Origin of the sequence: Bradyrhizobium sp. STM 3561 (assembly GCF_045571455.1) — a bacterium.
Classification (GTDB): Bacteria; Pseudomonadota; Alphaproteobacteria; order Rhizobiales; family Xanthobacteraceae; genus Bradyrhizobium; species Bradyrhizobium vignae.
On the sequence record NZ_CP120695.1, the window covers coordinates 6,423,708 to 6,448,967 of the forward strand.

The 25,260-nt window shown below is 63.2% G+C and carries 19 protein-coding genes, 1 tRNA gene and 1 pseudogene; 7 read left to right on the forward strand and 14 right to left on the reverse strand.

Translation table 11 applies throughout. The annotated features are described in order from the left end of the window. Nucleotides 1-43: 43 nt before the first annotated feature. On the reverse strand, nucleotides 44-235 hold the full coding sequence (locus tag P6U28_RS30505; protein ID WP_129146223.1) for a hypothetical protein: 192 nt from the start codon (nucleotides 233-235) through the stop codon (nucleotides 44-46). 128 nt (nucleotides 236-363) lie between these two features. Between P6U28_RS30505 and P6U28_RS30510 the strand changes: the two genes are divergently transcribed. Continuing rightward, the gene (locus P6U28_RS30510; protein WP_407120411.1) at nucleotides 364-3,030 is read left to right on the forward strand and encodes an EAL domain-containing protein; all 2,667 of its coding nucleotides are present in this window, start codon (nucleotides 364-366) and stop codon (nucleotides 3,028-3,030) included. Between the two features lie 594 nt (nucleotides 3,031-3,624). Here P6U28_RS30510 and P6U28_RS30515 read toward each other — a convergent pair. Continuing rightward, nucleotides 3,625-3,996: a DUF4145 domain-containing protein gene (locus P6U28_RS30515; protein WP_129146221.1), complete on the reverse strand. Its 372-nt coding sequence runs from the start codon at nucleotides 3,994-3,996 to the stop codon at nucleotides 3,625-3,627. A gap of 705 nt (nucleotides 3,997-4,701) precedes the next feature. Between P6U28_RS30515 and P6U28_RS30520 the strand changes: the two are divergent. Continuing rightward, nucleotides 4,702-5,905: pseudogene (locus P6U28_RS30520) on the forward strand (integrase core domain-containing protein). 308 nt (nucleotides 5,906-6,213) lie between these two features. Here P6U28_RS30520 and P6U28_RS30525 read toward each other — a convergent pair. Next, nucleotides 6,214-6,303 (reverse strand) — tRNA-Ser (locus tag P6U28_RS30525). 195 nt (nucleotides 6,304-6,498) lie between these two features. Between P6U28_RS30525 and P6U28_RS30530 the strand changes: the two genes are divergently transcribed. Continuing rightward, nucleotides 6,499-6,840, forward strand: a complete 342-nt coding sequence (locus P6U28_RS30530) for a hypothetical protein (protein WP_129145648.1) — start codon at nucleotides 6,499-6,501, stop codon at nucleotides 6,838-6,840. A 94-nt stretch (nucleotides 6,841-6,934) separates the two neighbouring features. Here P6U28_RS30530 and P6U28_RS30535 read toward each other — a convergent pair whose 3' ends face one another. From P6U28_RS30535 to P6U28_RS30550, 4 genes are read right to left on the reverse strand one after another with little or no spacing between them, the layout of a single operon-like run. Continuing rightward, nucleotides 6,935-8,398 carry a trehalose-6-phosphate synthase gene (locus tag P6U28_RS30535; protein WP_162500075.1) on the reverse strand — a complete coding sequence of 488 codons (1,464 nt, stop codon included), beginning with the start codon at nucleotides 8,396-8,398 and terminating at the stop codon, nucleotides 6,935-6,937. Nucleotides 8,399-8,415: 17 nt separating this feature from the next. Next, entirely contained in the window at nucleotides 8,416-8,610 is a 195-nt protein-coding gene (locus P6U28_RS30540; RefSeq protein ID WP_209296728.1) for a hypothetical protein, read from the reverse strand. A 30-nt stretch (nucleotides 8,611-8,640) separates the two neighbouring features. Continuing rightward, nucleotides 8,641-9,459, reverse strand: a complete 819-nt coding sequence (gene otsB, locus P6U28_RS30545; protein ID WP_122400498.1) for a trehalose-phosphatase — start codon at nucleotides 9,457-9,459, stop codon at nucleotides 8,641-8,643. A gap of 4 nt (nucleotides 9,460-9,463) precedes the next feature. Beyond that, entirely contained in the window at nucleotides 9,464-10,951 is a 1,488-nt protein-coding gene (locus tag P6U28_RS30550) for an MFS transporter (RefSeq protein ID WP_162500535.1), read from the reverse strand. A 181-nt stretch (nucleotides 10,952-11,132) separates the two neighbouring features. Between P6U28_RS30550 and P6U28_RS30555 the strand changes: the two genes are divergently transcribed. After that, entirely contained in the window at nucleotides 11,133-11,522 is a 390-nt protein-coding gene (locus P6U28_RS30555; RefSeq protein ID WP_129145649.1) for a DUF3175 domain-containing protein, read from the forward strand. 42 nt (nucleotides 11,523-11,564) lie between these two features. On the opposite strand, the gene P6U28_RS30560 is transcribed toward P6U28_RS30555, so the two are convergent. Both P6U28_RS30560 and P6U28_RS30565 read right to left on the reverse strand, forming a co-directional pair. Further along, nucleotides 11,565-13,598 carry a methyl-accepting chemotaxis protein gene (locus P6U28_RS30560; RefSeq protein WP_407120412.1) on the reverse strand — a complete coding sequence of 678 codons (2,034 nt, stop codon included), beginning with the start codon at nucleotides 13,596-13,598 and terminating at the stop codon, nucleotides 11,565-11,567. A gap of 219 nt (nucleotides 13,599-13,817) precedes the next feature. Next, nucleotides 13,818-15,857: a methyl-accepting chemotaxis protein gene (locus tag P6U28_RS30565; RefSeq protein WP_129145650.1), complete on the reverse strand. Its 2,040-nt coding sequence runs from the start codon at nucleotides 15,855-15,857 to the stop codon at nucleotides 13,818-13,820. A 253-nt stretch (nucleotides 15,858-16,110) separates the two neighbouring features. Between P6U28_RS30565 and P6U28_RS30570 the strand changes: the two genes are divergently transcribed. Together P6U28_RS30570 and P6U28_RS30575 are read left to right on the forward strand one after the other, a co-directional pair. Further along, nucleotides 16,111-17,277, forward strand: coding sequence for an FIST N-terminal domain-containing protein (locus tag P6U28_RS30570; RefSeq protein ID WP_407120413.1), 1,167 nt, complete (start codon nucleotides 16,111-16,113; stop codon nucleotides 17,275-17,277). Continuing rightward, the gene (locus P6U28_RS30575) at nucleotides 17,274-18,638 is read left to right on the forward strand and encodes a hybrid sensor histidine kinase/response regulator (RefSeq protein ID WP_129145652.1); all 1,365 of its coding nucleotides are present in this window, start codon (nucleotides 17,274-17,276) and stop codon (nucleotides 18,636-18,638) included. Before P6U28_RS30570 ends, P6U28_RS30575 begins: the two co-directional genes overlap by 4 nt. Nucleotides 18,639-18,779: 141 nt before the next feature. Here the strand turns inward: P6U28_RS30575 and P6U28_RS30580 are convergent, their stop codons facing one another. The 5 genes from P6U28_RS30580 to P6U28_RS30600 form a co-directional block, all read right to left on the reverse strand. Then, nucleotides 18,780-19,475: a response regulator transcription factor gene (locus tag P6U28_RS30580; protein WP_164937185.1), complete on the reverse strand. Its 696-nt coding sequence runs from the start codon at nucleotides 19,473-19,475 to the stop codon at nucleotides 18,780-18,782. Between the two features lie 121 nt (nucleotides 19,476-19,596). Further along, on the reverse strand, nucleotides 19,597-20,289 hold the full coding sequence (locus P6U28_RS30585; RefSeq protein WP_122400491.1) for a response regulator transcription factor: 693 nt from the start codon (nucleotides 20,287-20,289) through the stop codon (nucleotides 19,597-19,599). Between the two features lie 153 nt (nucleotides 20,290-20,442). Next, nucleotides 20,443-21,618, reverse strand: coding sequence for a c-type cytochrome (locus tag P6U28_RS30590; protein WP_407120414.1), 1,176 nt, complete (start codon nucleotides 21,616-21,618; stop codon nucleotides 20,443-20,445). Nucleotides 21,619-21,767: 149 nt separating this feature from the next. Beyond that, nucleotides 21,768-23,483: a PQQ-dependent methanol/ethanol family dehydrogenase gene (locus tag P6U28_RS30595; RefSeq protein WP_129145655.1), complete on the reverse strand. Its 1,716-nt coding sequence runs from the start codon at nucleotides 23,481-23,483 to the stop codon at nucleotides 21,768-21,770. A gap of 274 nt (nucleotides 23,484-23,757) precedes the next feature. Further along, the gene (locus P6U28_RS30600; RefSeq protein ID WP_129145656.1) at nucleotides 23,758-24,207 is read right to left on the reverse strand and encodes a carbon monoxide dehydrogenase subunit G; all 450 of its coding nucleotides are present in this window, start codon (nucleotides 24,205-24,207) and stop codon (nucleotides 23,758-23,760) included. A gap of 566 nt (nucleotides 24,208-24,773) precedes the next feature. Here P6U28_RS30600 and P6U28_RS30605 point away from each other — a divergent pair. Then, entirely contained in the window at nucleotides 24,774-25,259 is a 486-nt protein-coding gene (locus P6U28_RS30605) for a (2Fe-2S)-binding protein (RefSeq protein WP_122400488.1), read from the forward strand. Nucleotide 25,260: the final 1 nt, after the last annotated feature.

Below are 25,260 nucleotides of genomic sequence, written 5' to 3' on the forward strand. Positions count from 1 at the left end.
AAAGGAGGCTTGAGTTGCACGGGCCGCCAAGCAACTGGTAGACCTAGTATTTGATAAATTGTTGGCTGCCCGTGCTCGTGCAGCGGCCGGGAAAAAAATCCCTGAATGAGAGTGGGCCATCATGCAAAGCAAAGCCGAAGTTTGGCTTTGGAAATCGCGTGAACAGGCCGTCCGCCAGCATGGCCTTGGCGCCCAACACAATTTCGTCGGCCGGCTGGGCGATGAACATCAGCATGTCGATCCTCGTTCTCGAACGCCGACTCGAGCAGCACCGAAGTCACGTAATCGTTTACGATTTCGTTACCTTCGATGGTAACGAGCTCTTGTGGAGTCTTGTGCATTTTGCATCCCACAGGGGGCTGCATGAGCACATCAATCCGTTTCAAGGCGCGCACGCGCGCGCTGGTTCGTCGCTGGAGCGGGGCGCCGCTGACTTGGCTGATCGTTGGCGGGTTCGTGCTAATGGCCGCGACCGCGATCGGCACGGCGCTGACTGTCGATCGCTTTCGTCGGAGCGCGATCGAAAGCGGACGCGCCAGCCTCGAGAGCACCGTGCGACTCCTTGCGCGGCATTTTGACCGTGAGTTTGCAGATTTCTCGGTACTGCAGAAGAGCATCATCGTGGAGCTCGAAAGCCATGACATCGATTCCCCGGACATGTTCCGGAGCGAAATGGCGACGCTCGCCATGCATGAGGTGCTGCGAGCCAAGGCCAGCGGTTGGTCCGATATCGCCGGGGCCAATGTGTTCGATTCCAATGGCGTGTTGATCAACTCGTCGAAGCGCTGGCCGGTCGCCGATATCAAGATCTCCGATCGAGGCTATTTCAACCGCCTGAAAAATGATCCGGCCTCGCAGGAAGAGGTCGAGGTCGTTCCCGGTCGTTTCGGCAGCGGGCAGGCAATTGTATTCGCCAGACGCATCTCTGGCCCGCGCGGAGAATTCCTGGGCGTCGTGTCCCGTGCGATCACACCGGACCTGCTGGAAGAGTTCTTCGCCTCGATAGGTCTTAGCGGAGAGTCTTCCATCGCGATGCACCATCAGAATGGGCAGTTGCTCGCACGCGTTCCACATGTCGAAGCGATGATCGGCCAAAACTTCCATAGAGGTTCGGCTGAGCAGATGGCTGTCTTCGACCGTACTTTCGTCACCACCCAGCTCGCAAGCCCGGTCGACGGCAAGGATCGACTGGTCGCCTCGCAGATGCTCACTGACGAGCCGCTGGTCGTGGTTGCGACCAGGACATTAGATGCGACGCTCGTGACCTGGCGCACGCAGACAAAATTCTTCGTTACCGTGGCGGTGGTATCGATCTGCCTATTGGTCCTAACGCTCTATTTGATCTTCCGCCAGATGACGAGGCGGCTTTCAATCGAGAAGCAGCGATTGGATACCGCGATGAACACGATGACGCAGGGTCTCCTGATGTTCGACCAGGACGAGCGGCTCATCGTCTGCAACCGCCGTTATATTGAGATGTACGGGCTGTCGGCCGACGTGGTGAAGCCGGGCGCCTATTTCCGCGACGTGATCAAGCATCGGCACGACACCGGCTCATTCTCCGGTGACGTCGATTCCTATTGCGACGGCATCTTAGGTACCGTCGGCCGCTTGCAGAGCTCCGTCGTGGAGACCCGTGACGGCCGGCTGATCGAGATCAGGAACCAACCGAGCGCCTCGGGCGGATGGCTTGCCACCCATGAAGACGTCACCGAGCGCGTCCGCGCCGACGAACGAATCGCGCATATGGCGCATTACGACGCACTGACCGATCTCCCCAACCGCGTGCTGATGCGCGGGCACCTGGAACGCCGGGTGGCGGAGCTCGCCGAGGGCAAGCCGTTCGCGATCCTTTATATCGACGTCGACGAATTCAAAGGCGTTAATGACTCGCTCGGGCACGAGATCGGCGACGAGCTGCTGCGCCAAGTCGCAAACCGCCTCCGCAGCTGCGTTGGCCCACACGATCTTGTCGCGCGGCTTGGAGGAGACGAATTCGCGGTCATCAAGGCGGACACTGGCGACCGAGCCGAGTTAATGGTGTTGGCGGATCAGATTTTGAAAACGCTGCGCGCGTCCGTGTACTGCAAGGGTCAGGAGATTTCGATTGACGCCAGCATCGGCATAGCAATCGCGCCGGAACATGGCGACAATCTCGAAGAATTGCTTAAATGTGCGGATCTGGCGATGTATGCCGCGAAATCCGATGGCCGCCGCACATTCCGCTTTTTTGCAGCGGAATACGACGCCAAGGTCAGGCAGCGACGTCAGCTCGGTTTCGATCTGCGGCAGGCACTCGCCAATAGCGAATTCGAGGTGCACTACCAGCCACTAGTCGATCTCGCGGCCAACGTCGTGACAGGCTGCGAGGCGCTACTCAGATGGCATCACCCCGAACGGGGCATGGTTTCGCCTGCAGAGTTCATCCCGCTCGCCGAGGAGACCGGCCTGATCGGCGAGATCGGCGAATGGGTGCTGAAACAGGCCTGCACTGAGGCTGCGAACTGGCCGGGCCAGATCCGGGTCGCAGTCAACGTTTCGCCGGTGCAGTTCCGCTCGAAGACACTGGCGCTCAATGTCGCCGCTGCACTGAACGAATCCGGCCTGGCGCCGGGACGGCTTGAGCTTGAAGTTACCGAAACGGTCTTGATCCGCGATGACGAAGAGGCGCTCACGATCCTACAGCAACTGCGCGAACTCGGCGTGCGCATCGCGCTCGATGATTTCGGTACCGGCTATTCGTCATTGAGCTATCTGCACCGCTTTCCCTTCGACAAGATCAAGATCGACCGTAGCTTCATCAGCGATATCGGTGAGCCCGAAGATTCCTCGCCGATCGTCCAGGCCGTTGTGCATATGGCCGCGGCTCGCCACATGGCAACCACCGCCGAAGGCGTTGAGACCGAGGCGCAGCGCGAGATCCTGCGACGGCTCGGCTGTAGCCAAATGCAGGGCTATCTGTTCAGCCCGGCCATCCCGGCATCCCGGCTGAAGCGGCTGCTTTCGGCTCAGCAAGCCTCAGCGGCCTAAGCCCTTCAGGACTGGTGACAGCGTTCGATCAGAAGCGAATGAATGTCGCAAATCAGTTGTTATGGAAGAAGTCGGCCAGCGGCCGACTGTTGCTACCGATTCACTTCCGGCATGCAGTTGAGTCCTTCAGAGCGCCTAGAGAGACTGATTGAGAAGGGGCCGACGAATCGGGTCTGCTAAGTTTCGTCGAAGACGAAGCCCGCATCGCCTTCGGGAGCGAAGCCAACGAAATAGGCTTGACCTCGATAAAGATATCCGACGTGGCCCAATTCGTTCACGAAGATCCTGCTGATTTGTCGACCGCTCCGATAAACATCTGCCAGGACCCTTTGTATTCCCTCTAATCGCTCTCGCTTTTCTGGATCCGGCTCCAGCTCTCCTGGTCTGACAAATCGAACCTGCCCCCTTTGCTTTATGGCAATAAGCCGTTTGTCCCTTTGGAGAACAGAAAACGTTTTCCCGTGGGCCAACTTGGACGGATAAGTTTCACCAGGAAGAAGATTGTCAAGCGTCGCTTCATTTGATGATGTCTCTGCGGAGGGAAACGCATTTAACCGACCAGCGCCCACGAACTCGGAAGGAAACTACAGAAGGCTAAACGCGATGAAACCAAATCCCAAGTTGCCAGCCGAACTTCAGGGCTGACAGTGCGTCCCTGATGGTCCCCTCGCCCTCATGGACGGCTCGATTGCCAATCTTGCGGATGGCATGGAAAACGTCGGCGACTTCTCTGGGCGCTATGCGTTCGAGGCTAAGCCGTCTGAGCGTTTCCTCGAAAGTCTCTCGTTCGCCAAGGTAGAGGGCGTGTCGAGCAGCAACGCTCTTACACAGCAGCTCGGCGAATTGCCGGAGCTTGAAGATAGCCGTGTTGGGGTCATCGTGCAGGTAACGCTCGGCGGCAGCTCCGTAAGCCGCCAAGCGGGCATCGTGAGGCGCTAAGAATTGAAAATTACCAGTCGGCGTCATTCCTCCGATAGGACGAGCCGCTGCAACCTAAAAGAAGGTCGAATTGCTTTGAGCCTCGGGCAAACCGCAGTTGGGAGCTGGGCGGCGGCTGCGCCCTTTAAGTCGGTTTTTTGAAGACGGGGCTGGCCCGGTTTTTCCAAGGGGCCCCAGTAGAGGAAAGGGGACCCGTTGGGCGACCCTAGGTTCACAGGGGACAGCCGCTGGCTATTGCAAACTGTTCGTAATTCGGTCACTTGCCGAACAGTCGAAGCGGACGACCTTGAATCTTCCTGGAATTGTCCGGCTTCCCGATCGCCGACATGCACCGAAGTACGAACAGTTGCTTGGATTGAGCCGAGGCACGCTTAAGGCATAGTTCCGAAGCCTTCTTGAGGCCCGAGTTGGCTCTTTTCTAGAGTGGTTGGGTGGGCGAGAGAGATTCAAACGGCGACTCAAATAAGCCGTTGGTTTTCCCTGAAATCCCGTACTGGACCGATTTTGCGGGTTCTAAGATTCGGAGAAAATTCGGTTCTCCAGACCTATCCGGCACGAGCTTGGATGCGTGAGCCGACCTCTCCGTCGGCAAAAAGGCAGGAAAACGGCCGCGTTTCTGGCCTCTCTCCAGATCGAAGTACGAGATCATTTTTGAGCGGCCCGAGACATAGGTGACAGAACGTACCGGGCACATGGGTTACACTTTCCGCTTTTGTTCTGCGGGAGGTGTGGATGCCGTGGAAAGCGAGTTCGGTAATGGAGGAGCGCCTTCGCTTTGTCGCCCGCCTGTTGGACGGGGAAGCCATGACGGATGTCTGCCGGGAGTTCGGCATCTCCCGTAAGACCGGCTACAAGATTTTCGATCGCTACAAGGAACATGGCCTGGAGGCGCTGAGCGACCGCTCCAGGCGGCCGGTTCGCTACGCCAATCAACTGCCGGCCCAGATCGAGACGCTGATTGTCCAGCTCAAGGCCGAGAAGCCGCATTGGGGGGCCCGCAAGATCCGCGAACTCCTGGTGCGACGGCTCGACGGCGATGTCCGGGTGCCGGCCAAAAGCACCATTCATGCGGTGCTCGATCGCCACGGCCTGGTCAGGCGGGGCGGCGGGCCGCGCCATCGCGCGCGCGGCACGTCGCTATCGCAAGGGACTGCCCCGAACGATGTCTGGTGCGCCGACTTCAAAGGCGAGTTCAAGCTTGGCAACAGCCATTACTGCTTCCCGCTGACCGTCAGCGATCATGCCGCGCGCTTCCTGCTGCTGTGCGAGGCGCTCGACTCCACGCGCGAGGAGCCTGCCATGACCGCCTTCGAGCGCCTGTTCCGCGAGCGCGGCCTGCCGCTTGCCATTCGGTCCGACAATGGCGTGCCGTTTGCCAGTCCCAATGCCTTGTTCAATCTTTCCAAGCTCGGTATGGTGGCTCCGCCTCGGTATCGCCATCGAGCGCATCAAGCCAGGTCATCCGCAACAAAATGGCCGGCACGAGCGCATGCACCTCACCCTCAAGAAGGAGGCCACCAGGCCGCCTGGCTTCAACAGCCTGCAACAGCAGGAGCGCTTCGATGCCTTCGTGCACGAGTTCAATACCGAGCGCCCCCACGAGGCGCTCGGCATGAAGTGCCCTGCCGAGGTCTACACGGCCTCAGCGCGGGCCTATGCCGGCCTGCCGGAGTTGAGCTATCCCTTCCACGACCGCGACGTCGTCGTCACTGCCTGCGGCCGCCTCTGCCTGCATCGCAAGAGGATCAACATCTCAACCGTCCTGGCTGGCCAGAAGCTCGGCATCAAGGAGGTCGACGAGGGCATCTGGCTCGTCAGCTTCATGCATTACGATCTCGGCTATTTCGATCTCGAACAGAAGACCTTGCAACCTCTCGACAACCCGTTCGGTCCGAGGCCCATCACCGATGTCCCCGCCACGACCACGGCGCCCTGACGGAGACGCGCTCTTGTGCATTCTTGGCATGGAAGGCCACTTGCTTGGCTCCGCTGTCGCGGTCAACCCCGAAGCCCGAAGGGGCGCGGCACGCGCGGGGTTGACGGCGATAGCGCGAGCCGAGCAAAAATAGCCGTGCCATGAATGCGTCACGCTGAAATGCAGCAGATTGCAGGCCATCTCAATTTGAAGCGAACTTGGAGCAGATGACTTTGAAACCCCGCGACAACCCGATCGGCACGAGGTTGTCACCCATCTCTTAGGTACGTTTCGTTACCCATGTCTCCGGGCCGGACATTTTGGTGGGATGGCGGAGAGAGTGGGATTCGAACCCACGGTACGGTTTCCCGCACACACGCTTTCCAAGCGTGCGCCTTAAGCCACTCGGCCATCTCTCCGGAGCGCCCTCTCTTGAAGGGGCGCCGATGATTTTGCAAGGGATCGCGGGGAAATCGAGCAATTTTTCCGCAACTTATTGTATTTACAGGATAATATCTGGTCTCCACACGTGCCTTGGCACGCCTGCCGGCTGAACCGCAGGCGGGTTTGGCGCGACGATTCACGGGAAGCCGCCAAACACCACCGGGGACGCCATGACCATCTGCAAGACCATCGCCGCCCTGAGCCTGATTTCGGCCCTCGGCTCCGCCCTCGCCGCCCCGGCCCTGGGGCGGGTCTGCACCCGGCAAGGCGTCGACGTCAGCTGCGACGACGGGCGGCGCGGGGTGCTGTCGGGGAATGCCATCATCTGGCCGGACGGCACCCGCTCGAGCTCGACGCCGCATCAGAGCGTGATCATCGGCAACAAGAGCTCGGTGCATGTCGGGCCCGGCGTGTTCGTCGGCCAGGGCAAGGGCGTGGTGCCGCTGGACGATCCCAGCGCGCCGAACAAGCCGCAATGCGCGATCCTGGATGGCCTGTCGTATTGCTATTGAGGAGGCGTCGCGAATCCGACTGTCACCGTCCTTGCGGAAACAGGCCCCTCACCCCGACCCTCTCCCCGTAAGAACGGGGCGAGGGAGAAGAAAGTCAAATCAACCGCACCCCTGATATCGCCGACCTCAGCCAGCGCAGCGCCTGCGGCGGCTGGGCTGCGAGTGGGGCGACGGCGGCCTTTTCGGTACGGCACTTCTCGAGCCCGGCAACGAAATCGGCGGACCATTGCTGGATGGTGTGGCCGCGCAGCTTCTTCATCATCGCGTCCCAGCGCATCTTGCGCTCGGTGAGCGGCATGGCGGCGGCGATCGCGATCGCGCGGGCCATGCCGTCGATGTCGTGCGGATTGACCAGCAGTGCGGCGTCGAGCTCGTTGGCCGCGCCGGCGAATTTCGACAGCACCAGCACGCCGGGATCGGCCGGGTTTTGCGCGGCGACATATTCCTTGGCGACGAGGTTCATGCCGTCGTGCAGCGGCGTCACCACGCCGATCTGCGCGGCGCGGTAGAGTCCCGCGAGCACGGCCTGGCTGAAGCCTTTGTTCAAATAGCGGATCGGCGTCCAGTCGACCTCGCCGTGGCGGCCGTTGACGTCGGAGACGAGGCGCGCGACCTCGTTCTGGAGATTGCCATAGGCCTCGATGCCGCCGCGCGAGGGGTTGGCGATCTGGAGCAGCGAGATGCTGCGCGCAAACTGCGGGTGCTCGGTCCAGAGCCTGTCGAACGCGCTGATGCGATTGACGAGACCCTTCGAATAGTCGAGCCGGTCGACGCCGATCGCGAGCCGCTCGCCGTTGAGGCTGCGGCGCAGGCGCGACACGTCAGGATGCGAGGCCGATTTTGCGGCATAGGCAGCGAACTTCTCCGCATCGATGCCGATCGGAAACACTTCGCAGCGCGTGCGCCCGTGCTGCGAGATCGCAATGCCGTCCTCGATGGCGAGACCGAGTTCGCCGCCGACATAGCCGAGAAAATTCTGGCGGTCTTCCTCGGTCTGGAAGCCGAGCAGATCGTAGGCCAGCATCGCCGTGATCAGCTCACGATGGTTGGGCACGCCCTGGATCACCGCGGCGACGGGCCACGGCGTATGCAGGAAGAAGCCGATCGGATCATCGACGCCGAGCTCGCGCAGCTCGGCACCAAGCGCGAGGAAATGATAGTCCTGCACCCAGAACGCGGTCTTGGGTTTTCGGAAGCGCAGCAGGGCCCGCGCCATGAAGGCATTGACCTCGCGATAGCTGACATAGTCCTCGCGCGAGACGCGGATCAGATCGCTGCGCGAATGCAGTGCCGGCCACAGCGCGGAATTGGCGAAGCCTTCGTAATAACCGCCGTAATGCGCCGCCGGCAGATCCAGCGTCGCAATCGCGCCCGTCCCGAGCGCCTCGATCTCGGCGAAGGGTTCCTTCTGATGGCCATCACGCACCCGGCCGGAGGAACCGACCCAGATCGCACCAGAATGTTCCACCACGGGAAGCAGTGCCGCCGCAAGGCCGCCCGTCATGGGCTCGTTGGGTTTGCCGCGGGCGACGCGATTTGAAACGACGATCAAGTTCACAGGTCGTCCCCTCCTGTTCATTCCACCGCGTTTAACTGCCGTTCATCAATATGGTTCCGGATCATCGTTTCAACCAATTGAAACCAAAATCGGGCGCGTGCGTTGGAACTGGCTTCGCTTGCGGAACCCGGCAAATTTCGCCGCCAAAACAGCTTTTCCGTTTCTGTTCCGCAGCATTCATAGCGCCGCGCAATGCGCTGCGCTGAATGCATTCGTGTCTGTAAGGTGGCGCTGCCTTGGTTTCACCTCGGATCGAGCAGGCGCGCAAGGAACGCACGCACATCGCTCGGCGCGTCGAAGTGGCCGTTCACGCCCATGGCGCGGCGGCCGACCGAGAAGGCGAGCCCGTCCATGTCGGGCATGATCGCAAACACCGTTTCATCGGTGACGTCGTCGCCGATGAAGAGCGGGCGTCGTCCGCTGAACGGCTCGTGCTTCATCAATTCGCGCACACCGCTCGCCTTGGTGAAGCCGGAATGCTTGATCTCGCAAACGAATTTGCCCGGCAGCACCTCGATCGGCGCGTTGGGCAGATCGGCGCGGATCAGCGAGACGGATTCGTAGATCGCCTTCTCCGCATGCGGTGCAAGGCGGTAATGCAGCGCGAGCGAATAGCCCTTGTCCTCGAGCAGGATGCCAGGGCTCAGCTTGGCGATGGCGGCCAGGCGCCGCTTCAGCTCCTTGTCGAGCGGCGGGGCGTGGACATCATCCGCTTCACTGTCCACCGACAGCCGCATCTCCGCGCCGTGGCCGGCGACGGCGCGGAATACATCGGGCGCGAAGATCAGGTCGATGTCGTTGAGCGAGCGGCCGCTGACCAGCGCCAGCGCTCCGGAGGTGCGCTCGGTCAGATGCTTCAGCGTTTCCGACAGGCCCGGCGGCACCCACACCTCGCGCGGCGTCGGCATCAGGTCGAGCAGCGTGCCGTCGATGTCGAGCAGGATGGCGATTTCATCGAGATGCGGCACCAGCGCATGCGGCACCGGCACCGTTTCCGGCGTATCGTCATCCCGCATGGTGCGCTTCTGCTCCAACGTCATTTCCGCAAGTTCCGATTTCATCAGTCTACTCCATAAAGGCGAGCGGGCGCGCGACGTGTTCGAGCGATTTGCGCTCCGCGGAGACGGCATAGCGCCACGCCACGATCGCAGCCGCGATCATCAGGACTGCCCCCAGCAGATAGCCGGCGAACACGCTGTTGCGTGATCCCGTGTCGATCAGCGCGCCGAACAGCGCCGGCCCGATCACGCCGCCGATGCCGGTGCCGACCGCATAGAACACCGCGATCGCCAGCGCGCGAACCTCAAGGGGAAAGGTCTCGCTGACGGTGAGATAGGCCGCGCTCGCGGCGGGCGATGCAAAGAAGAAGATCACCATCCAGGCGATGGTCTGCCCCTGCGCACTGAGCACGCCGATCGTGAACAGATAACCCGAGAGCGCCAGCAGCAGCCCGGAGACACCGTAGGTGAACATGATCATAACACGGCGGCCGAGCGTGTCGAACAGGCGACCGAGCAGCAGCGGTCCGAGGAAGTTGCCGGCGGCGAAGGGCAGCAGGTACCAGCCGACATGATCGGCGCTGATCCCGTAGAAATCGGTCAGCACCAGCGCGAAGGTGAAGAAGATCGCGTTGTAGAAGAACGCCTGCGCGCTCATCAGCACGAGACCGACCAGCGCGCGCTGACGATAGGCGGAAAACAGCGTATGCACGACTTCGCGGATCGGCGTGTGATCGCGCATCTTCAGCCGGACCGTTGTAAAGCGCTCCTCGCTCGCATCCTGGTCGCGTCCGATCACCGAACGCTCGATGTCGTCGACGATCGCGTGGGCCTGGTCTGGCCGCCCGTGGATCATCAACCAGCGCGGACTTTCCGGGATCCACATCCGCATCAACAGCACGACGAGACCGATGGAGGCACCGATGAGATAAGCCAGGCGCCAGCCGAGATCGGGGCCGGTTACGGCGGGATCGAGCAGCACGATAGCCGCCACCGCGCCCATCGCAGCACCGATCCAGAAGCTGCCGTTGATGACGAGATCGGTCCAGCCGCGATAGCGCGCCGGCACCAGCTCCTGGATGGTCGAATTGATCGCGGTGTACTCGCCGCCGATGCCGGCGCCGGTGAGGAAGCGGAATAGCGCGTAGCTCGCGACATCCCATGACAGCGCGGTCGCGGCCGTAGCCGAGAGATAGAGCGCAAGCGTGATGAAGAACAGCTTCTTGCGGCCGATGCGGTCGGTGAGCCAGCCGAAGCCGAGTGCACCGAGCACGGCGCCGGCGAGATAGGCGGAGTTGGCGATGCCGAGATCGAGATTGGAGAAATGCAGCGACGGGCTCTGCTTCAGCGCGCCGGAGAGCGCACCCGCCAAGGTCACTTCGAGCCCGTCGAGAATCCAGGTGATGCCGAGCGCCAGCACGACGCGGGTATGAAAGCCGCTCCACGGCAGCGCGTCGAGCCGCGAGGGAATGCTGGTCTCGACGATACGGTCGGTGGCGGTCGCCGCCGGGACTACGGGTGCATAGTTCAGCGCTGGGTTCTGCTGCAATTCCATCGGGTTGTTGCGTCTGATCAATGGAAGCGGCCCCGCTTCACAGGCCGTGGACGGGTCGGTCCGATCATGGGGGTGCGGCATTCTGCCTGCCACCTGCGACAACGTCTGCGATGAGGCCAGGTTCCCTCGGGAACAGTCTCCAAGAGCACCCGTTTCCGATTGAGCTCCAAGGAGTTGACGCATGGCTCAGGTCAGAAAGACGACACATTCACGCAAGACAGGCGCACGAAAGACAGGCGCGCGCAGCAGCGCGCGTCGCAAGGTGAGCACGACGCGCAAGAGGTCAAGTCGTCGTGCAGCACCGAAGCGCTGGTCGCAACGGGTGACGCAGGAGAGCGACGCGCTCGATCTCAAGCGCGGCGTGTTCAAGTTCAAGGATCCCAAGAAGATCGCGGCCTCGCTGAAGCGCTCGGCCGAGCACAGTCGGCGCCGCAAGGCCGGCGCCTATCGCTCCGCGCTGTCGATGCTGACGTTCTACATCAACCGCGCCGGCAAGACGCTGCCGAAAACGCAGCGGACGCGGCTGGAACGGGCCAAGGGAGAGCTGAAGCGGGCATTCGGGAAAGAGTGAGACGCGCGCTTTTTCTCCCCTGTCATCCCCGACCAGTGCGCCCTACGCCGCCCGGATATTCGCCATGAAGCGGTCGAGCTCGGCGCGCAGACGGGTGCTTTCGCTCGACAGCGTCTTGGCCGAGTTCAGCACCTCTTCCGAAGCCGAGCCGGTCTCGGCGGCGCCGCGGTTGACCTCGCCGATGTCGGTGGCTGCGGCCTGGGTGCCCTGCGCGACGGTCTGGACGCTGCGGGCGATCTCCTGCGTCGCGGCGCCCTGCTGCTCGACCGCGCTCGCGATCGAGGTCGAGATCGACGAGATCTGGCCGATGGTCGCGCCGATCTCCTTGATCGCGGCGACCGATTCGGCCGTGGCGCCCTGCATGCCCGTGATGTGCGAGGAGATCTCGTCGGTCGCCTTCGCGGTCTGGCTCGCCAGTGACTTCACCTCGCTCGCCACGACCGCAAAGCCACGGCCGGCCTCACCGGCGCGGGCCGCCTCGATGGTGGCGTTGAGCGCGAGCAGGTTGGTCTGCTCGGCGATCGCGGTGATCAGCTTGACCACCTCGCCGATCTGCTGGGCGGCATGCGACAGCTTGCCGATGCGGCCGTCGGTCTCCTTGGCCTGCATCACGGCGGCTTCGGCGATGCGGCTGGAGTCACGGACCTGGCGGCCGATCTCCTCGACCGAGGCCGAGAGCTCTTCCGTCGCGGTCGCCACCGACTGCATGTTGGAGGAGGCCTGCTCGGAAACGCCGGCGACCTGGCTCGACAGGCTCTGCGTGGTCTCGGCGGTGCGCGTCAGCGTGGAGGCCGCCGATTCCAGCTGCACGGCCGAGGCCGAGACGTTGGAGACGATGGCGCCGACCGCGCTCTCGAAATCGTCGGCAAAGCGGATCAGCTCGGCGCGACGCGCGGCGGCCTGCTCCCGGTTCTGGACTTCGCTGGCGGCGGCATCGCGCTCGGCCTTGGCCACCGCCTGAACCTTGAACTCCTCGACCGCGCCGGCCATCTCGCCGATCTCGTCCTTGCGCCCCAAACCCGGCAGCACGACGTCGAAATTGCCCGAGGCAAGCTCGCGCATCGCCTTGCACATCGCGATCATCGGACGCGAGATGCCATTGCCGAGCCACAAGGCCAGCACGGTGCCCACGGCCAGCCCGCCGAGCGCCAGCATCAGCATCAGCTGCTCGGTCTCCCCGATCGTCGCATTGGCGCTCGCCTCGATGCGTTGCTGATCGGCGGTCAAATCCGAACGCAGCTCGGCCGAGTGCTTGAGGATGGTCGCCGCCGTCTTGGTCATCTCGCCGTTCAGCTTGACGATGACCTTCACGTTCTCGGTCAGCTTTGCGAACGAGGTGCGGTACTGCTTCAAGAGATCGCCGATCTCCTTGACGCGATCCGTGATCTTCTGGTCGTTCGCGTAGATGGAGACCAGCAGCGTCTCGAGGAACTTGACGCGGGCGATCACGCCGTCGGCGGTCTTCGGCTCCGGCTTGGCCACGAAGGCGCTGACCGAGGTGGAGACCGCGAGATATTGCGAGGTGACGTCCTTGGCCGTGGTCTGAACCGAGGCGAGGCCCGCCAGCGCAGCGGTATCGGCGAGATCGTCGAATTTGAAACGGATCTTGTTGCCGACACTGTTGAGCTCGTCGGCCGCGATCTTGTTGTTCTCGCGCGTCAGCGCGATGATCTCGCCGAAGACTTTCGTAAAGCTCTGGAACTCGACCTCGAGCTTGCCGACCTGCTCACGGCGAGCCGCGCCGGTCGTCGCCGCCATCGACTTGGCGATCGCGCTCTTCAGATTCCCTTCGGCGGCCTTGGCTGCGGTCTCGTCATCCGCCGCTCCGGTCAGGGTATAGGTCCGTGCCAGCCCCTGATAGGCGATCAGCTCGCGATCGACCGTCCGCGCCAGATCGGCTTCCGATACGCTGGTGCGGTAGGATGCCACGGCGCCTGCGATCCGCTCGAAGCCGAAATAGGCAAATGCCATGCTGATGGCGAAGATGGCGAGCACCGCGACGAAGCCGAGGATGATTTTTGCGCGAAAACGCAGCGTTGGCAGTTTCGATTGGCTCGACTTGGACGTAACCGACATTCCCCACCCCATTCCATTCGCGGAAAACCAGGCGCAGCCCGGAAGCAGCCCGCTTCTCGACTCCTCTGCACGTTACGGGGCAAAGGATAAAGCGGCAGTAAATTTGTGGCGCCGCAACTGCCGGTTAGGTGACGCAGGGAATTGCTAGGGCGCGCTTTCCCGCGCCGTTACAAATCGAGCGCCACGCCAATCTCCGCTGTCGTCCCCGACCAGTGCGCCCTACGCCGCCCGGATATTCGCCATGAAGCGGTCGAGCTCGGCGCGCAGACGGGTGCTTTCGCTCGACAGCGTCTTGGCCGAGTTCAGCACCTCTTCCGAAGCCGAGCCGGTCTCGGCGGCGCCGCGGTTGACCTCGCCGATGTCGGTGGCTGCGGCCTGGGTGCCCTGCGCGACGGTCTGGACGCTGCGGGCGATCTCCTGCGTCGCGGCGCCCTGCTGCTCGACCGCGCTCGCGATCGAGGTCGAGATCGACGAGATCTGGCCGATGGTCGCGCCGATCTCCTTGATCGCGGCGACCGATTCGGCCGTGGCGCCCTGCATGCCCGTGATGTGCGAGGAGATCTCGTCGGTCGCCTTCGCGGTCTGGCTCGCCAGTGACTTCACCTCGCTCGCCACGACCGCAAAGCCACGGCCGGCCTCACCGGCGCGGGCCGCCTCGATGGTGGCGTTGAGCGCGAGCAGGTTGGTCTGCTCGGCGATCGCGGTGATCAGCTTGACCACCTCGCCGATCTGCTGGGCGGCATGCGACAGCTTGCCGATGCGGCCGTCGGTCTCCTTGGCCTGCATCACGGCGGCTTCGGCGATGCGGCTGGAGTCACGGACCTGGCGGCCGATCTCCTCGACCGAGGCCGAGAGCTCTTCCGTCGCGGTCGCCACCGACTGCATGTTGGAGGAGGCCTGCTCGGAAACGCCGGCGACCTGGCTCGACAGGCTCTGCGTGGTCTCGGCGGTGCGCGTCAGCGTGGAGGCCGCCGATTCCAGCTGCACGGCCGAGGCCGAGACGTTGGAGACGATGGCGCCGACCGCGCTCTCGAAATCGTCGGCAAAGCGGATCAGCTCGGCGCGACGCGCGGCGGCCTGCTCCCGGTTCTGGACTTCGCTGGCGGCGGCATCGCGCTCGGCCTTGGCCACCGCCTGAACCTTGAACTCCTCGACCGCGCCGGCCATCTCGCCGATCTCGTCCTTGCGCCCCAAACCCGGCAGCACGACGTCGAAATTGCCCGAGGCAAGCTCGCGCATCGCCCTGCACATAGCGATCATCGGACGCGAGATGCCGGTGCCGAGCAGGAAAGCGAAGACCGCGCCAAGCAGCGTGCCGCCGACGGCCAGCATCAGCACCAGCTGCTCGGTCTTTCCGATGGTCGCCTCCGACTCCGAATCCAGCCGCTGCTGTTCGGCGACGAGGTCCGCCTTCATGGCGGTCGCGCCTTGCAGGATCGCACCGGCCGAGCCGTTCATTTCGTTGACGAGATCATCGACCAGCTTGGCATTGGCGATCAGCTTCTCCAGCGCTTCGCGATACGCACCGAGCAGTCCCCTGGCATCCTTCAGGCCGGCGACGATCTTGTCGTCCATGGAGTAGACCGCGCTGAGCGAGTTCTCGACGAATTTCAGCCGTGCCAGCGCGCTGGTGGCGATCGCCTGATCGGACGTCAGCACGAAATTGGTCGCGGCCGCACTCGCGGTCTGGAACTGGGCATTGACCTGCTTGGTGCCGAACTCGATCGCCTGTGCTTCGGCGTCGGACGCGTTGTTGCCGATGTCGTCGAGCTTGTATTTCAGGAGGTTGGCGTTGCGGCTGAGCTGGTTCTGCACCAGCAGCGCACTGTCGCGCTTGGCCTGGAGCACCTTTGCGAAAGTCGCGGAGAAGTTGGAGAATTCTTTGGTGAGCTTGTCGAGACTCTCCTGCCGCGCCGGCTTCTTGGCACCCTTGACGGCCTGGCCGATGGCGTCCTTCAGGCTGGCTTCAGCAACGAGGGCCGCCTTGGCGTCGTCTTCCTTGCCGGTGACGACGAAATATTTGACGGCCGAACGATAGGCAAGCAGCTCACGGTCGATGTTGCGGGCAAGATCGGCCTCGGACACGCTGCTGCGGTACGACCCGACCCCGGAGGCGACGCGCTCGAAGCCGAAATAGGAGAAGGCCATGCTGCCGGCGGAGATCACCAGCACGGCGGCGAAGCCGAGGATGATTTTTGCGCGGAACCTGAGGGTCGGAAATAGTGTGCGCTTAGACGGCGACGCGATACGCCCGGACATTCCCAACCCCCAGCTCATGTTCTTGCAGGATTCTGCGGCCCGGAAGCAGCCCTTTCCGAACCGTGCGCAAAATTAAGGCATAATCGTCAAGGGGTGGTAAATCCGTGCAGCCCGCATTCTGGATGGAGAGCTCCTCCACCCGGCCTTGTGGGGGTCGGGCGCCGTGTTGCAGCCAACCGGAAAACGCCTTACTCTCGAATACTTATCAGGCACTTGGCGTTAGACCGAGCTGGTCCTCGAGGGGAGAAACGGAGTGGGGCAAACCGATTTTCGGTTTGACGGTGCGCCTGGCATTGCCGTGGCCAAGTCGAAGGCTGCGAGCGTCGATGAAGCCGTGGCCGAACTGGCGGCCCAGCTCCCGTCCGACGAGCTGGCGCTGATCCTGGTGTTCCTCTCCCCCAGCTACGACCCCCATCACTTCATCGCCGAGATCACCCGGCAATTCGACGAGACCCAGGTCTGCGGTTGTACCACCGCGGGCGAGCTTGCCCCTGATGGCTGGGACGAGAACAGCGTCGTGGCGCTGGCGTTCAGCCGCGCCGAGTTCGCCGCGGCGGTGCGGCCGATTCTCAACCTCGACAGCTTCCGCGTCGAGGACGGCCGTCGGATCGGCGGCGAGCTCCGGCACGAGCTGTTGCGGGCTACCCCGCAGGTCGACCGCGGCAGTCCCTTCGGCCTGGTCCTGATCGACGGCCTGTGCCGGCGCGAAGAAGCGGTGATGTCCGCGATCTATGCATCGCTGGACGACATTCCGGTCGTCGGCGGATCCGCGGGCGATGGGATGCGCTTCGAGAAGACGTTTGTGTTCTTCGACCGCAAGGCGCACACCAACGCCGCGCTGCTGATCCTGCTGAACACGTCGCTGCCGTTCCGCGTCTTCAAGTGCGACAATTTCGAGCCGCAGGCGCAGAAGATGGTCGTGACCGAGGCCGACATCGAAAATCGGACGGTGAGGGAGCTGAACGCAGAGCCTGCCGCACTGGAATATTCGCGTGTGGTCGGGATCATGGACGCCAAGCTCGATCCGTTCTCCTTTGCGTCGCACCCGGTGCTGGTGCGCGTCGGCGGCTCCTATTACGCGCGCTCGATCCAGCGCGTCGAACCGGACGGCTCGCTGCATTTCTTCTGCGCTATCGATGAGGGCATGGTGCTGACGGCGGCATCGTCGAAAAGCTTGGTCGGCTCGACCCGCGAGACGTTTGCCGAAATCCGTGACCAGATCGGAGACGTCTCGCTCTATATCGGCTTCGAGTGCCTGCTCCGCCGGCTCGACGCCGAGCAGCACCAGCTCGCCCGCGACATGTCCGAACTGTACCGGCAGAACCGCGTGGTCGGCTTTCACACCTATGGCGAGCAGTTCGGCTCGATGCATGTGAACCAGACCTTCACCGGGGTTGCGATCGGAAGGCGCACCGCGTGACGGAGACGTGGCAGGATCCGCAAACCGTCGAGCAGCTCCAGCGGGAAGCTGCGAAGCTGAGGAAGATCAATGCCGCGCTGATGTCGCGCGTCGAGCGCTCGATGGACCAGCAGCTCAACGCATTCTCCCTGTTCGAGACGGCCATCGCGCTCGACCACAAGGTCCGCGACCGGACGCACCAGTTGCGCGAGGCGCTGCATTCGGTCGAGCGCGCCAATGAGGGTCTCTATCGCGCCAAGCAGCAGGCGGAAGCGGCAAGCTCGCTGAAATCCTCGGTGCTGATCTCGGTCACCCACGACCTGTTGCAGCCGCTCAACGCGGCCCGCCTGACCCTGTCCGCACTGACCGAGATGATGGAATCACAGGAGGCGGGCCTGCTCATCGACCAGGCCGACCGTTCGCTGGTGATGCTGGAGGACCTGCTGCGGTCGCTGCTGGAGATCGCGAAGCTCGACGCCGGGGCGCTCAAGCCTGAGGTGCGCGCGATCGCGCTGGCGCCCTTGTTCGAGCAGCTCCGCAACGAGTTCGAACCGATCGCCGCGCGGCAAGGCCTGTCCTTGCGCATCCGCAGCTCACAGCTCGCGGTGAAGTCGGATGCGATGATGCTGCGGCGGATCCTGCAGAACCTGCTTGCCAATGCCATTCGCTATACCCGCAGCGGCGGCGTCGTCATGGGATGCCGGCCGCGGGGCGACCAGATCTGCGTCCAGGTCTCCGACACCGGACCTGGAATTGCGCAGGCGCAGCAGGACGCGATCTTCCGCGAATTCCAGCGCGGCGAGGCAAATGCGACCGACCAAGCCGGCTTCGGGCTCGGCCTCTCCATCGTCCGCCGCTTCGCGACCGTGCTCGGGCACGAGGTGCGGCTGTCGTCGCAACTCGGCAGGGGATCGACCTTCACCCTGCAGCTGGAGCCCGCCGACCTCGCCGAGGTCGGCGACGAGGTGCAGGAGGTCAAGCTCGCCGAGCGGCACTACAATTATAGCGGGCTCGAAGGCGCCAAGATCCTGCTGATCGAGAACGATCCGAACGGCTCGGAAGCGATGGCCGCGCTGCTGGAGGGGTGGGGCTGCGACGTCGCGACCACGCGATCGGCCGCGGACGCGCTCGTGCGCCTCGGCGAGCTCGGCGGCGCCCCCGATGCCGTGATCGCCGATCTCCATCTCGATCACGGCGAGAGCGGCCTGTCCGCCATTGCAGACGTCCGGGAGCATTTGAAGCTCGACACGCCCGCCATGATCATCACGGCCGACTATTCCGAAACGGCGGCGAAGGAAGCGAGCCTCCACGGTCTCGAAGTGCTGAAGAAGCCGATCAAGCCTGCCGAGATGCGGGCGCTGCTGTCGTTCCTGCTGAGCTAGCCCGCGGGCTCACATCAAATATCGCAAAACAACCCCATGCACAGTACCGGTAATATCTTACATTTCATCAAGCCAATGATTTGAACTTAAAATCATCGCTCGCGTGCGCTCAACCTGCGAGCCAGAGACGAGATAACCGCGTCACTGCTGATCCGGCTGTGCCCGCTCGCGCCTGGTCGTGGCACCCTCGGCTGCCAGCGTCACGAAATCGATCCGGGACATTTCCACGATGGCCTTGGTGCGGCTCAGCACGTTCAGCTTGCGCAGGATGTCGGAGACGTGGACCTTCACGGTGGTCTCGGAAATCTTCAGCTCATAGGCGATCTGCTTGTTCTGCAGGCCGCGCTTGAGCATTTCGAGCACGCGCAATTGCTGCGGCGTCAGTTCGTGCAGGCGCTTCAGCAAATCCTGCGCGGGGCCGGACGGGCGTTGCGGGCGGACAAATCCGCGATAGGCGGCGGGAACACAGACCGAGCCGCGCAGTACCTCGCAGATCGACTCCGCCAGATCCTGCTTGGACGATGATTTGAGGATGTAGCCGGACACGCCGAGCGACAAGGCACCGGACATGATCTGCGGATCCTGATGCCCGGATACGATGACGACGGGAATTTTGGGAAATGCCTTGCGGATGCGGATGATGCCCGAAAGACCTGTGGTGCCCGGCATCGACAGGTCGAGCAGGATGAGGTCGAGCTCGGTGGTCGCCGCGACCTGCTCGAGCGCACCGTCGATCGACGTCGCCTGCAGGATCTCGGCCGCCGGCGCCACCATCTGGAGCGCGCCCTCGAGGGCCTCGCGAAACAGCGGATGGTCTTCGACAATCAGAAATCGCATCACGTATGAACCATTCCCAAATCGTTGCCGGGTTCGAAGCAAGAACGAGAACGAGAATGTGCCAGCCGAGTCCGGCCGGCTTGATCCAGGTTAAGCCCGACGTCAAGCACGACATCGCGCGTCATTGCGGCCGCCCGCGGTCGGCCCGCGCATAGGGCCGGCCCTTTGGATCCGGCAGGTCCACCTTGCCGACCTCGATGATCGCCTTGTTGCGGCTGAACAGGCCGAGCTTGCGCAGAATCTCGGTGATGTGCGCCTTCACCGTGGATTCGGCGAGCTGAAGCTCCTGGGCGATCTGCCGGTTCGGATAGCCGCGCCGCAGCAGATCGAGCACGCGAAGCTGCTGCGGCGTGAGCTCGCGCAGCTTGACCTCGAGCGCCTTGCTGGCCTCGGCCCGCCGCCGCTGCGGCGCCGCCACGAAATCCTTCGGCACCGACACCGATCCCTTCAACACGCCCTCGATCGATTGCGCCAGCTCACGCTTCGACATCGACTTCGGCAGATAGCCGGCAGCCCCCAGCTCCAGCGCCTCGCGGACGACGCGCTGGTCCTCGTCGCTCGACACGATGGCGACAGGCAGGCGCGGATAAGCTTCGCGCAAACGCAGAAAGCCGGAGAAGCCCGTCGCATCCGGCAGCAGGAGGTCGAGCAGCGCGAGGTCGATGCCCTCGCCCTGCTCTGCCATCAGGACACGAAGGGCATCCTCGATCGACATCGCCTCGAAGATCCGCGCCTCCGGCAGGGCCAGCCGCACCGCATTGCCGAGCGCCTCGCGAAACAGCGGATGATCGTCGATGATCAGGAAGCTGGTCATGGCGCCTTCACAGGACTGCACCGCCGAATAGTCCACCGTACAGGCATCCACCACGACAGCGGAAGAGGCAGAACCATGCGGACCCCGTCCGGCGCCGGGATGGTGCCGGACGGACGCTACCACATCCTCCCGATCGGGTTCGGTCAAGGTCGTTCAGTCATTCGATTCGGACTGGACCGTCAGCAGGAAGGAAAAGATGCTGTCGAACTGGTCGTCGGTGAAGACCTCCTTCCAGGACGGCATGCCCTTGGTCGGCCGTCCCTCGTGCACGGTCGTCCAGAACTTCTCGCGCATGTCATCGCCGTAGCGGTGACGCAGCAGCCGCAGATCGATCTTACGCTCGCTCTGGACCGCATCGGGACCGTGGCAATGGGCACAGGTTCCGTTGAAGATCTCCTTGCCCGCACCGACGGCATCGTCGTGTGGCGCGGCTGCATCGCCCTTGGTTTCGGTCGCCACCACATTGGCGACCTGCGCAACGTCGGCTCCGGTTCCCGTCCCCGTCGTGACTGCCGCCGGCGCCCCGCCGAAGCGAACCGGCGCGCCGGACGGCAGGCCATATTTCACCGCGAGCTCACCGATCGTCTTCTGAAGCTGCGGCAAGACGGCATCGATGCGATCGCGCAGCTCGGCCGAGGTCTTCGCAAAGCCGATGGCGGCGTCCCACGACAGACCTTCACCTTCGGTGAGCTCGATCTGATAGCGGCCGTTGTAGGTGGTCTTGTTCAGCCAGCCGGCGACCGGCGCCCAGATGAAGGCGACGTCGGCCCTGCCCTGGTCGAGCGCCTGCATGCCTTCCTCGGGCGACAGCACCGTCACCTTCTGGATGTCGTCACGGCTCGCCAGCAGGTTTTGCGGCGTGCTGGCGAACTGCACGGCGACGCGCTTGCCCCTGAGGCGGTCGATGCCGCCGAGCACCTGCCCCTTGGCGGCGACGAGGGCATAGCCCTCCTTGGCGAAGCTGTTGGAGAAGATCACGGCCGGTCCCATGAAATCCTCCGAGCGCGGCAGCCCGATCATGGCGTCACATTGCTTGCCGAGCAGCGTGACGCGCACGGTGCGCTTGCCGAAATAGGATTTGTACCAGTCATAGGCGATCGGCCGGCCGAGCGCCTGCGCCAGGGCCTGTCCGATCTCGACATAGAACCCCGGCTGCGACGGACTATCGCTCGAGAATGGAAGGTTGGTCGGATCGGCGCAGAGGCGTAGCGGCTGCGCCTCGTCGGCATGCAGCGGCAAGGCCGGAGCGACCAGCGCGGCGGCACATGCGAGCAGGCCTGCGATGGCGCGATATCGGCTCGCACCGATGGCAGAATGATTCGGACGCATCCTCGTCTCCCTTTGCGTTTCCCTTGGCGTTTCCCTTGGCGGAGCTCGTTGGGCCAGGCGCGGCGGCACCAGGCCTCGTCGATGCCGCAGCTCATGTCTTAAAAAAACGCGCGCGTATCCCGTCACCTCGGGGATACGCGCGCGAGTGGTCACTGGACGGAGAACACGAAGAGCGAACCGCCCTCGGGGGCTGCGGCCGTCATCTTCTTACCTACCTCGCCCAGGAACGCAGGCAGCGCAGCCGTGCGGCCGACGACGATGGCGACATATTGCTTGCCGTCGACCTGGTAGGTCACCGGGCCGGCGCCGATGCCGGAGCCGAGATTTTTGCTCCACAGCACCTTGCCGGATCTCGCATCGATGGCGCGGAAGTCGCCATGGATGTTGCCGGCAAACACGAGACCACCGCCAGTGGTCAGCGTTCCGCCGTTGAACGGCAGGTCTTCCTTGATCGACCAGACCTTCTTCTGCGCGACCGGATCCCAGGCCACGAGCTCGCCGAGGAAGCCGCCGGGGCCTTCCTTGGTCGGGAATTCGGCGCCGAGATAGAACACGCCACGCTTGTAGGCGACATCACTGACCGACCAGTCCATGCAGACATTGTTGGACGGGATGTAGACGAGGCCGGTCTGCGGATTGAACGACATCGGCTGCCAGTTCTTGCCGCCGATCAGGTTCGGGCAGATGTCCTTGGCGGGATGATTCGGCCCGGGACGCTTGTCGGGATCCTCGACCGCGCGCATCGTGGCGACGTCCCACTTCTTGGCCCAGTTCGAGAACACGTATTTCTCCGCCGACAACACCTTGCCGGTCTCGCGATTGGCGACGAAGAAATAGCCGTTGCGATCCGCCTTCATGAGCGCCGGAACGGTGCTGCCGCCGATCTTCAGATCCGCGAGCACGGCTTCGTTGACGCCGTCATAGTCCCAGGCGTCGGCCGGCGTGGTCTGGATGTGCCACTTGATCTTGCCGGTGTTGGGATCGAGCGCCAGCGTCGAGGCGGTGTAGAGGTTGGTCAGCTTGCCGAAATTTCCGTCGCCGGTCGAACGCACCGCCGTGTTCCACGGGCCGGGATTGCTGGTGCCCCAATAGACCGTGTCGCTCTTCGGATCGTAGGAGCCGACTAGCCAGGCCGCGCCGCCGCCATGCTGGGCGGAATCGCCCTTCCAGGTGTCGCCACCGGGCTCGTCCGGGGACGGAACGGTGTAGGTCTGCCACACCTGCTTGCCGGTGTTGATGTCGAAGGCCTGGAGCGCACCGCGCACGCCGTATTCGCCGCCACCGAAACCGGTGATGACCTTGTCGCGCACGACGAGCGGCGGCGAGGTGATGACCGAACCCTGCTTGTAGTCGACCACCTTCGCCGTCCACAGCGCCTTGCCGGTCGCGGCATCGAGCGCCGTCAGCTTGCCGTCGAGGCGGCCGACGAAGATCTTGCCGTCGGCATAGGAGACGCCGCGATTGTTCACGTCGCAGCAGGCGTATTGCAGCACGTCCTCGGGAATGTCGGGCTCCCAGGTCCATTTGCGCGCGCCGGTGGCGGCATCGAGCGCATAGACGTATTTCGGCCCCCACGAGCTCGAAACGTAGAGCGTGTTGCCGATGACGATCGGCGAGGATTCGTTCGAACGCAGCGACGCCAGCGAGAAGGAATAAGCCAGCGTCAGCTTGCCGGCGTTTTCGGTGTTGATCTGCTTCAGCGGGCTGAAGCGCGTGTTGCCATAGTCGTGGCCGGCGACAGCCCACTGATTCGAATCGGATTGCGCCTTGAGCAGGGAGTCGTTGGCGCGAACGCCCGGTGTAACGGCGGCAAGCATCGCAATCATGGAGATGCCAGCCAAGAAGCCCTTCGTTCCAAAGGTCATGTATTCCCTCCGCGATGTTGTTGTGCACGCCTCGTTGGGCGCCTGAGCGCGTTGCGCTCGTGACGCGCAGTTTGCCCGCGAGCCATGGTTCGAAATTACAGCATCGCCTTTTCGCGCTTAGTATAGGCGGAAGGTAGTAGTGCAGATCATTGCCGGCTCTCGCCGCTCATCTCGTTGTCCCGGCTTGCGTCTTGCCCGTATTTTGCAGCCCGAAATGCGTCATCGGATTTGGGCAACATCGCGCCCGCAATCCGATTGTCCTTGCGTGCATCGGTCAAGATGATGGCGCTACCACGCCTGCAAAGCTTTGGAAGAAGTTCGCGGCAAGTTTTCGCGACGTCGATTCGATCAGTCGCGAGCCGAGCTGTGCGAGCTTGCCGCCGATCTGCGCGTCGGCTTCGTAATGCAGGATGGTGAGGTCAGGCGATTCTTCTTCCAGCCTGACCTTCGCGCCGCCCTTGGCAAAGCCCGCGACGCCGCCGGCGCCTTCGCCGATGATGCGGTAGCCGTTGGGCGCATCGATGTCGGTCAGCGTCACCTTGCCGCTGAACGTTGCCTTCACTGGACCGACCTTCAGCACAACGGTCGCTGTCATCTGCGTCGACGATGTCATCTCGAGCGATTGGCAGCCGGGAATGCAGCGCCTGAGAATATCGGGATCGTTGAGCGCAGCCCACACCGTGGCCTTCGACGCCGGGATCCGCTGACTGTCATTCATCTGCATCGCTTCCACCCTTTTGGTCGTTGACTTGTACGGTCCGACTAGGGGGAGGCCCGGCTGCGATCAATCGCCAGGAAGTACTAGAAGATCGTGGCTGACGCGGCTTGCCGGCGAGCCGCGCGGCGGGCGCGGCTTCGCTGCATCGCCATAAGCAAAATCAATGACTTAAGTGGTCTCCGCCTACTACCAAGATCGCGATTACAAAGACGGGAGCGCGTGCTCCTATTTGCGCAACGAACAAGGCATTCAAGGGAGAAACGACGCACGACGGCGCCGAGTCCAGGGGCAAGCGGCAAGCATGACCAAGGCAGGCGCCACCAGGACAAAGCGCTTCGCATGACGGCGGTCGAACTTGCCATCGCAGATGGCGGAGCGACCTTTTCCGCAAGCTTCCTGCAAGGTCACGCCACGCACCGGCGGCGGTGCGGATTGTCGTGGCCGGAGCGTACGACTGCGACGGCCGCACGATGTCTTTTACATGACGCGCGGTCGCCAAAATCCCAGTTGCAAAGTTTCGCTCGCGCTGTCTCTAATTAGAACCAATCAAAATCACTCTGGGAGGACTCCAAGTGTCTACAGTCAAACTGACGGTCAACGGCAAGGCCGTTGCTGTCGACGTCGAGGACCGCACGCTGCTGGTCCAGCTCCTGCGCGACCATCTCAATCTCACGGGAACCCATGTCGGCTGCGACACCAGTCAGTGCGGCGCCTGCGTCGTGCACATGGACGGCCGCGCCGTGAAATCCTGCACCATGCTGGCAGGACAGGCCGACGGTGCCAACGTCACCACCATCGAAGGCATCGCCAAGGGCGAGGAACTGCATCCGATGCAGGCCGCTTTCCGCGACAATCACGGCCTGCAGTGCGGCTATTGCACGCCGGGCATGATCATGTCGGCGATCGACATCGTGCAACGCCATGGTGGACAGCTCGACGAAGCCACCGTCCGCCACGAGCTCGAAGGCAATATCTGCCGCTGCACCGGCTATCACAACATCGTCAAAGCCGTGCTGGATGCGGCCGGCCGCATGAAGGTTGCGCAGGCGGCCGAGTAAC

Excerpts from the sequence above, each read along its gene's own strand:
- P6U28_RS30505 (WP_129146223.1), bottom strand. The coding sequence starts at position 235 with ATGCTGATGTTCATCGCCCAGCCGGCCGACGAAATTGTGTTGGGCGCC.
- P6U28_RS30585 (WP_122400491.1), bottom strand. The coding sequence starts at position 20,289 with ATGACCAGCTTCCTGATCATCGACGATCATCCGCTGTTTCGCGAGGCG.
- P6U28_RS30595 (WP_129145655.1), bottom strand. The coding sequence starts at position 23,483 with ATGACCTTTGGAACGAAGGGCTTCTTGGCTGGCATCTCCATGATTGCG.
- P6U28_RS30550 (WP_162500535.1), bottom strand. The coding sequence starts at position 10,951 with ATGGAATTGCAGCAGAACCCAGCGCTGAACTATGCACCCGTAGTCCCG.
- P6U28_RS30555 (WP_129145649.1), top strand. The coding sequence starts at position 11,133 with ATGGCTCAGGTCAGAAAGACGACACATTCACGCAAGACAGGCGCACGA.
- P6U28_RS30540 (WP_209296728.1), bottom strand. The coding sequence starts at position 8,610 with ATGCATTCAGCGCAGCGCATTGCGCGGCGCTATGAATGCTGCGGAACA.
- P6U28_RS30515 (WP_129146221.1), bottom strand. The coding sequence starts at position 3,996 with ATGACGCCGACTGGTAATTTTCAATTCTTAGCGCCTCACGATGCCCGC.
- P6U28_RS30565 (WP_129145650.1), bottom strand. The coding sequence starts at position 15,857 with ATGTCCGGGCGTATCGCGTCGCCGTCTAAGCGCACACTATTTCCGACC.
- P6U28_RS30590 (WP_407120414.1), bottom strand. The coding sequence starts at position 21,618 with ATGCGTCCGAATCATTCTGCCATCGGTGCGAGCCGATATCGCGCCATC.
- P6U28_RS30510 (WP_407120411.1), top strand. The coding sequence starts at position 364 with ATGAGCACATCAATCCGTTTCAAGGCGCGCACGCGCGCGCTGGTTCGT.
- P6U28_RS30600 (WP_129145656.1), bottom strand. The coding sequence starts at position 24,207 with ATGCAGATGAATGACAGTCAGCGGATCCCGGCGTCGAAGGCCACGGTG.
- P6U28_RS30580 (WP_164937185.1), bottom strand. The coding sequence starts at position 19,475 with ATGCGATTTCTGATTGTCGAAGACCATCCGCTGTTTCGCGAGGCCCTC.
- otsB (WP_122400498.1), bottom strand. The coding sequence starts at position 9,459 with ATGAAATCGGAACTTGCGGAAATGACGTTGGAGCAGAAGCGCACCATG.
- P6U28_RS30530 (WP_129145648.1), top strand. The coding sequence starts at position 6,499 with ATGACCATCTGCAAGACCATCGCCGCCCTGAGCCTGATTTCGGCCCTC.
- P6U28_RS30560 (WP_407120412.1), bottom strand. The coding sequence starts at position 13,598 with ATGTCGGTTACGTCCAAGTCGAGCCAATCGAAACTGCCAACGCTGCGT.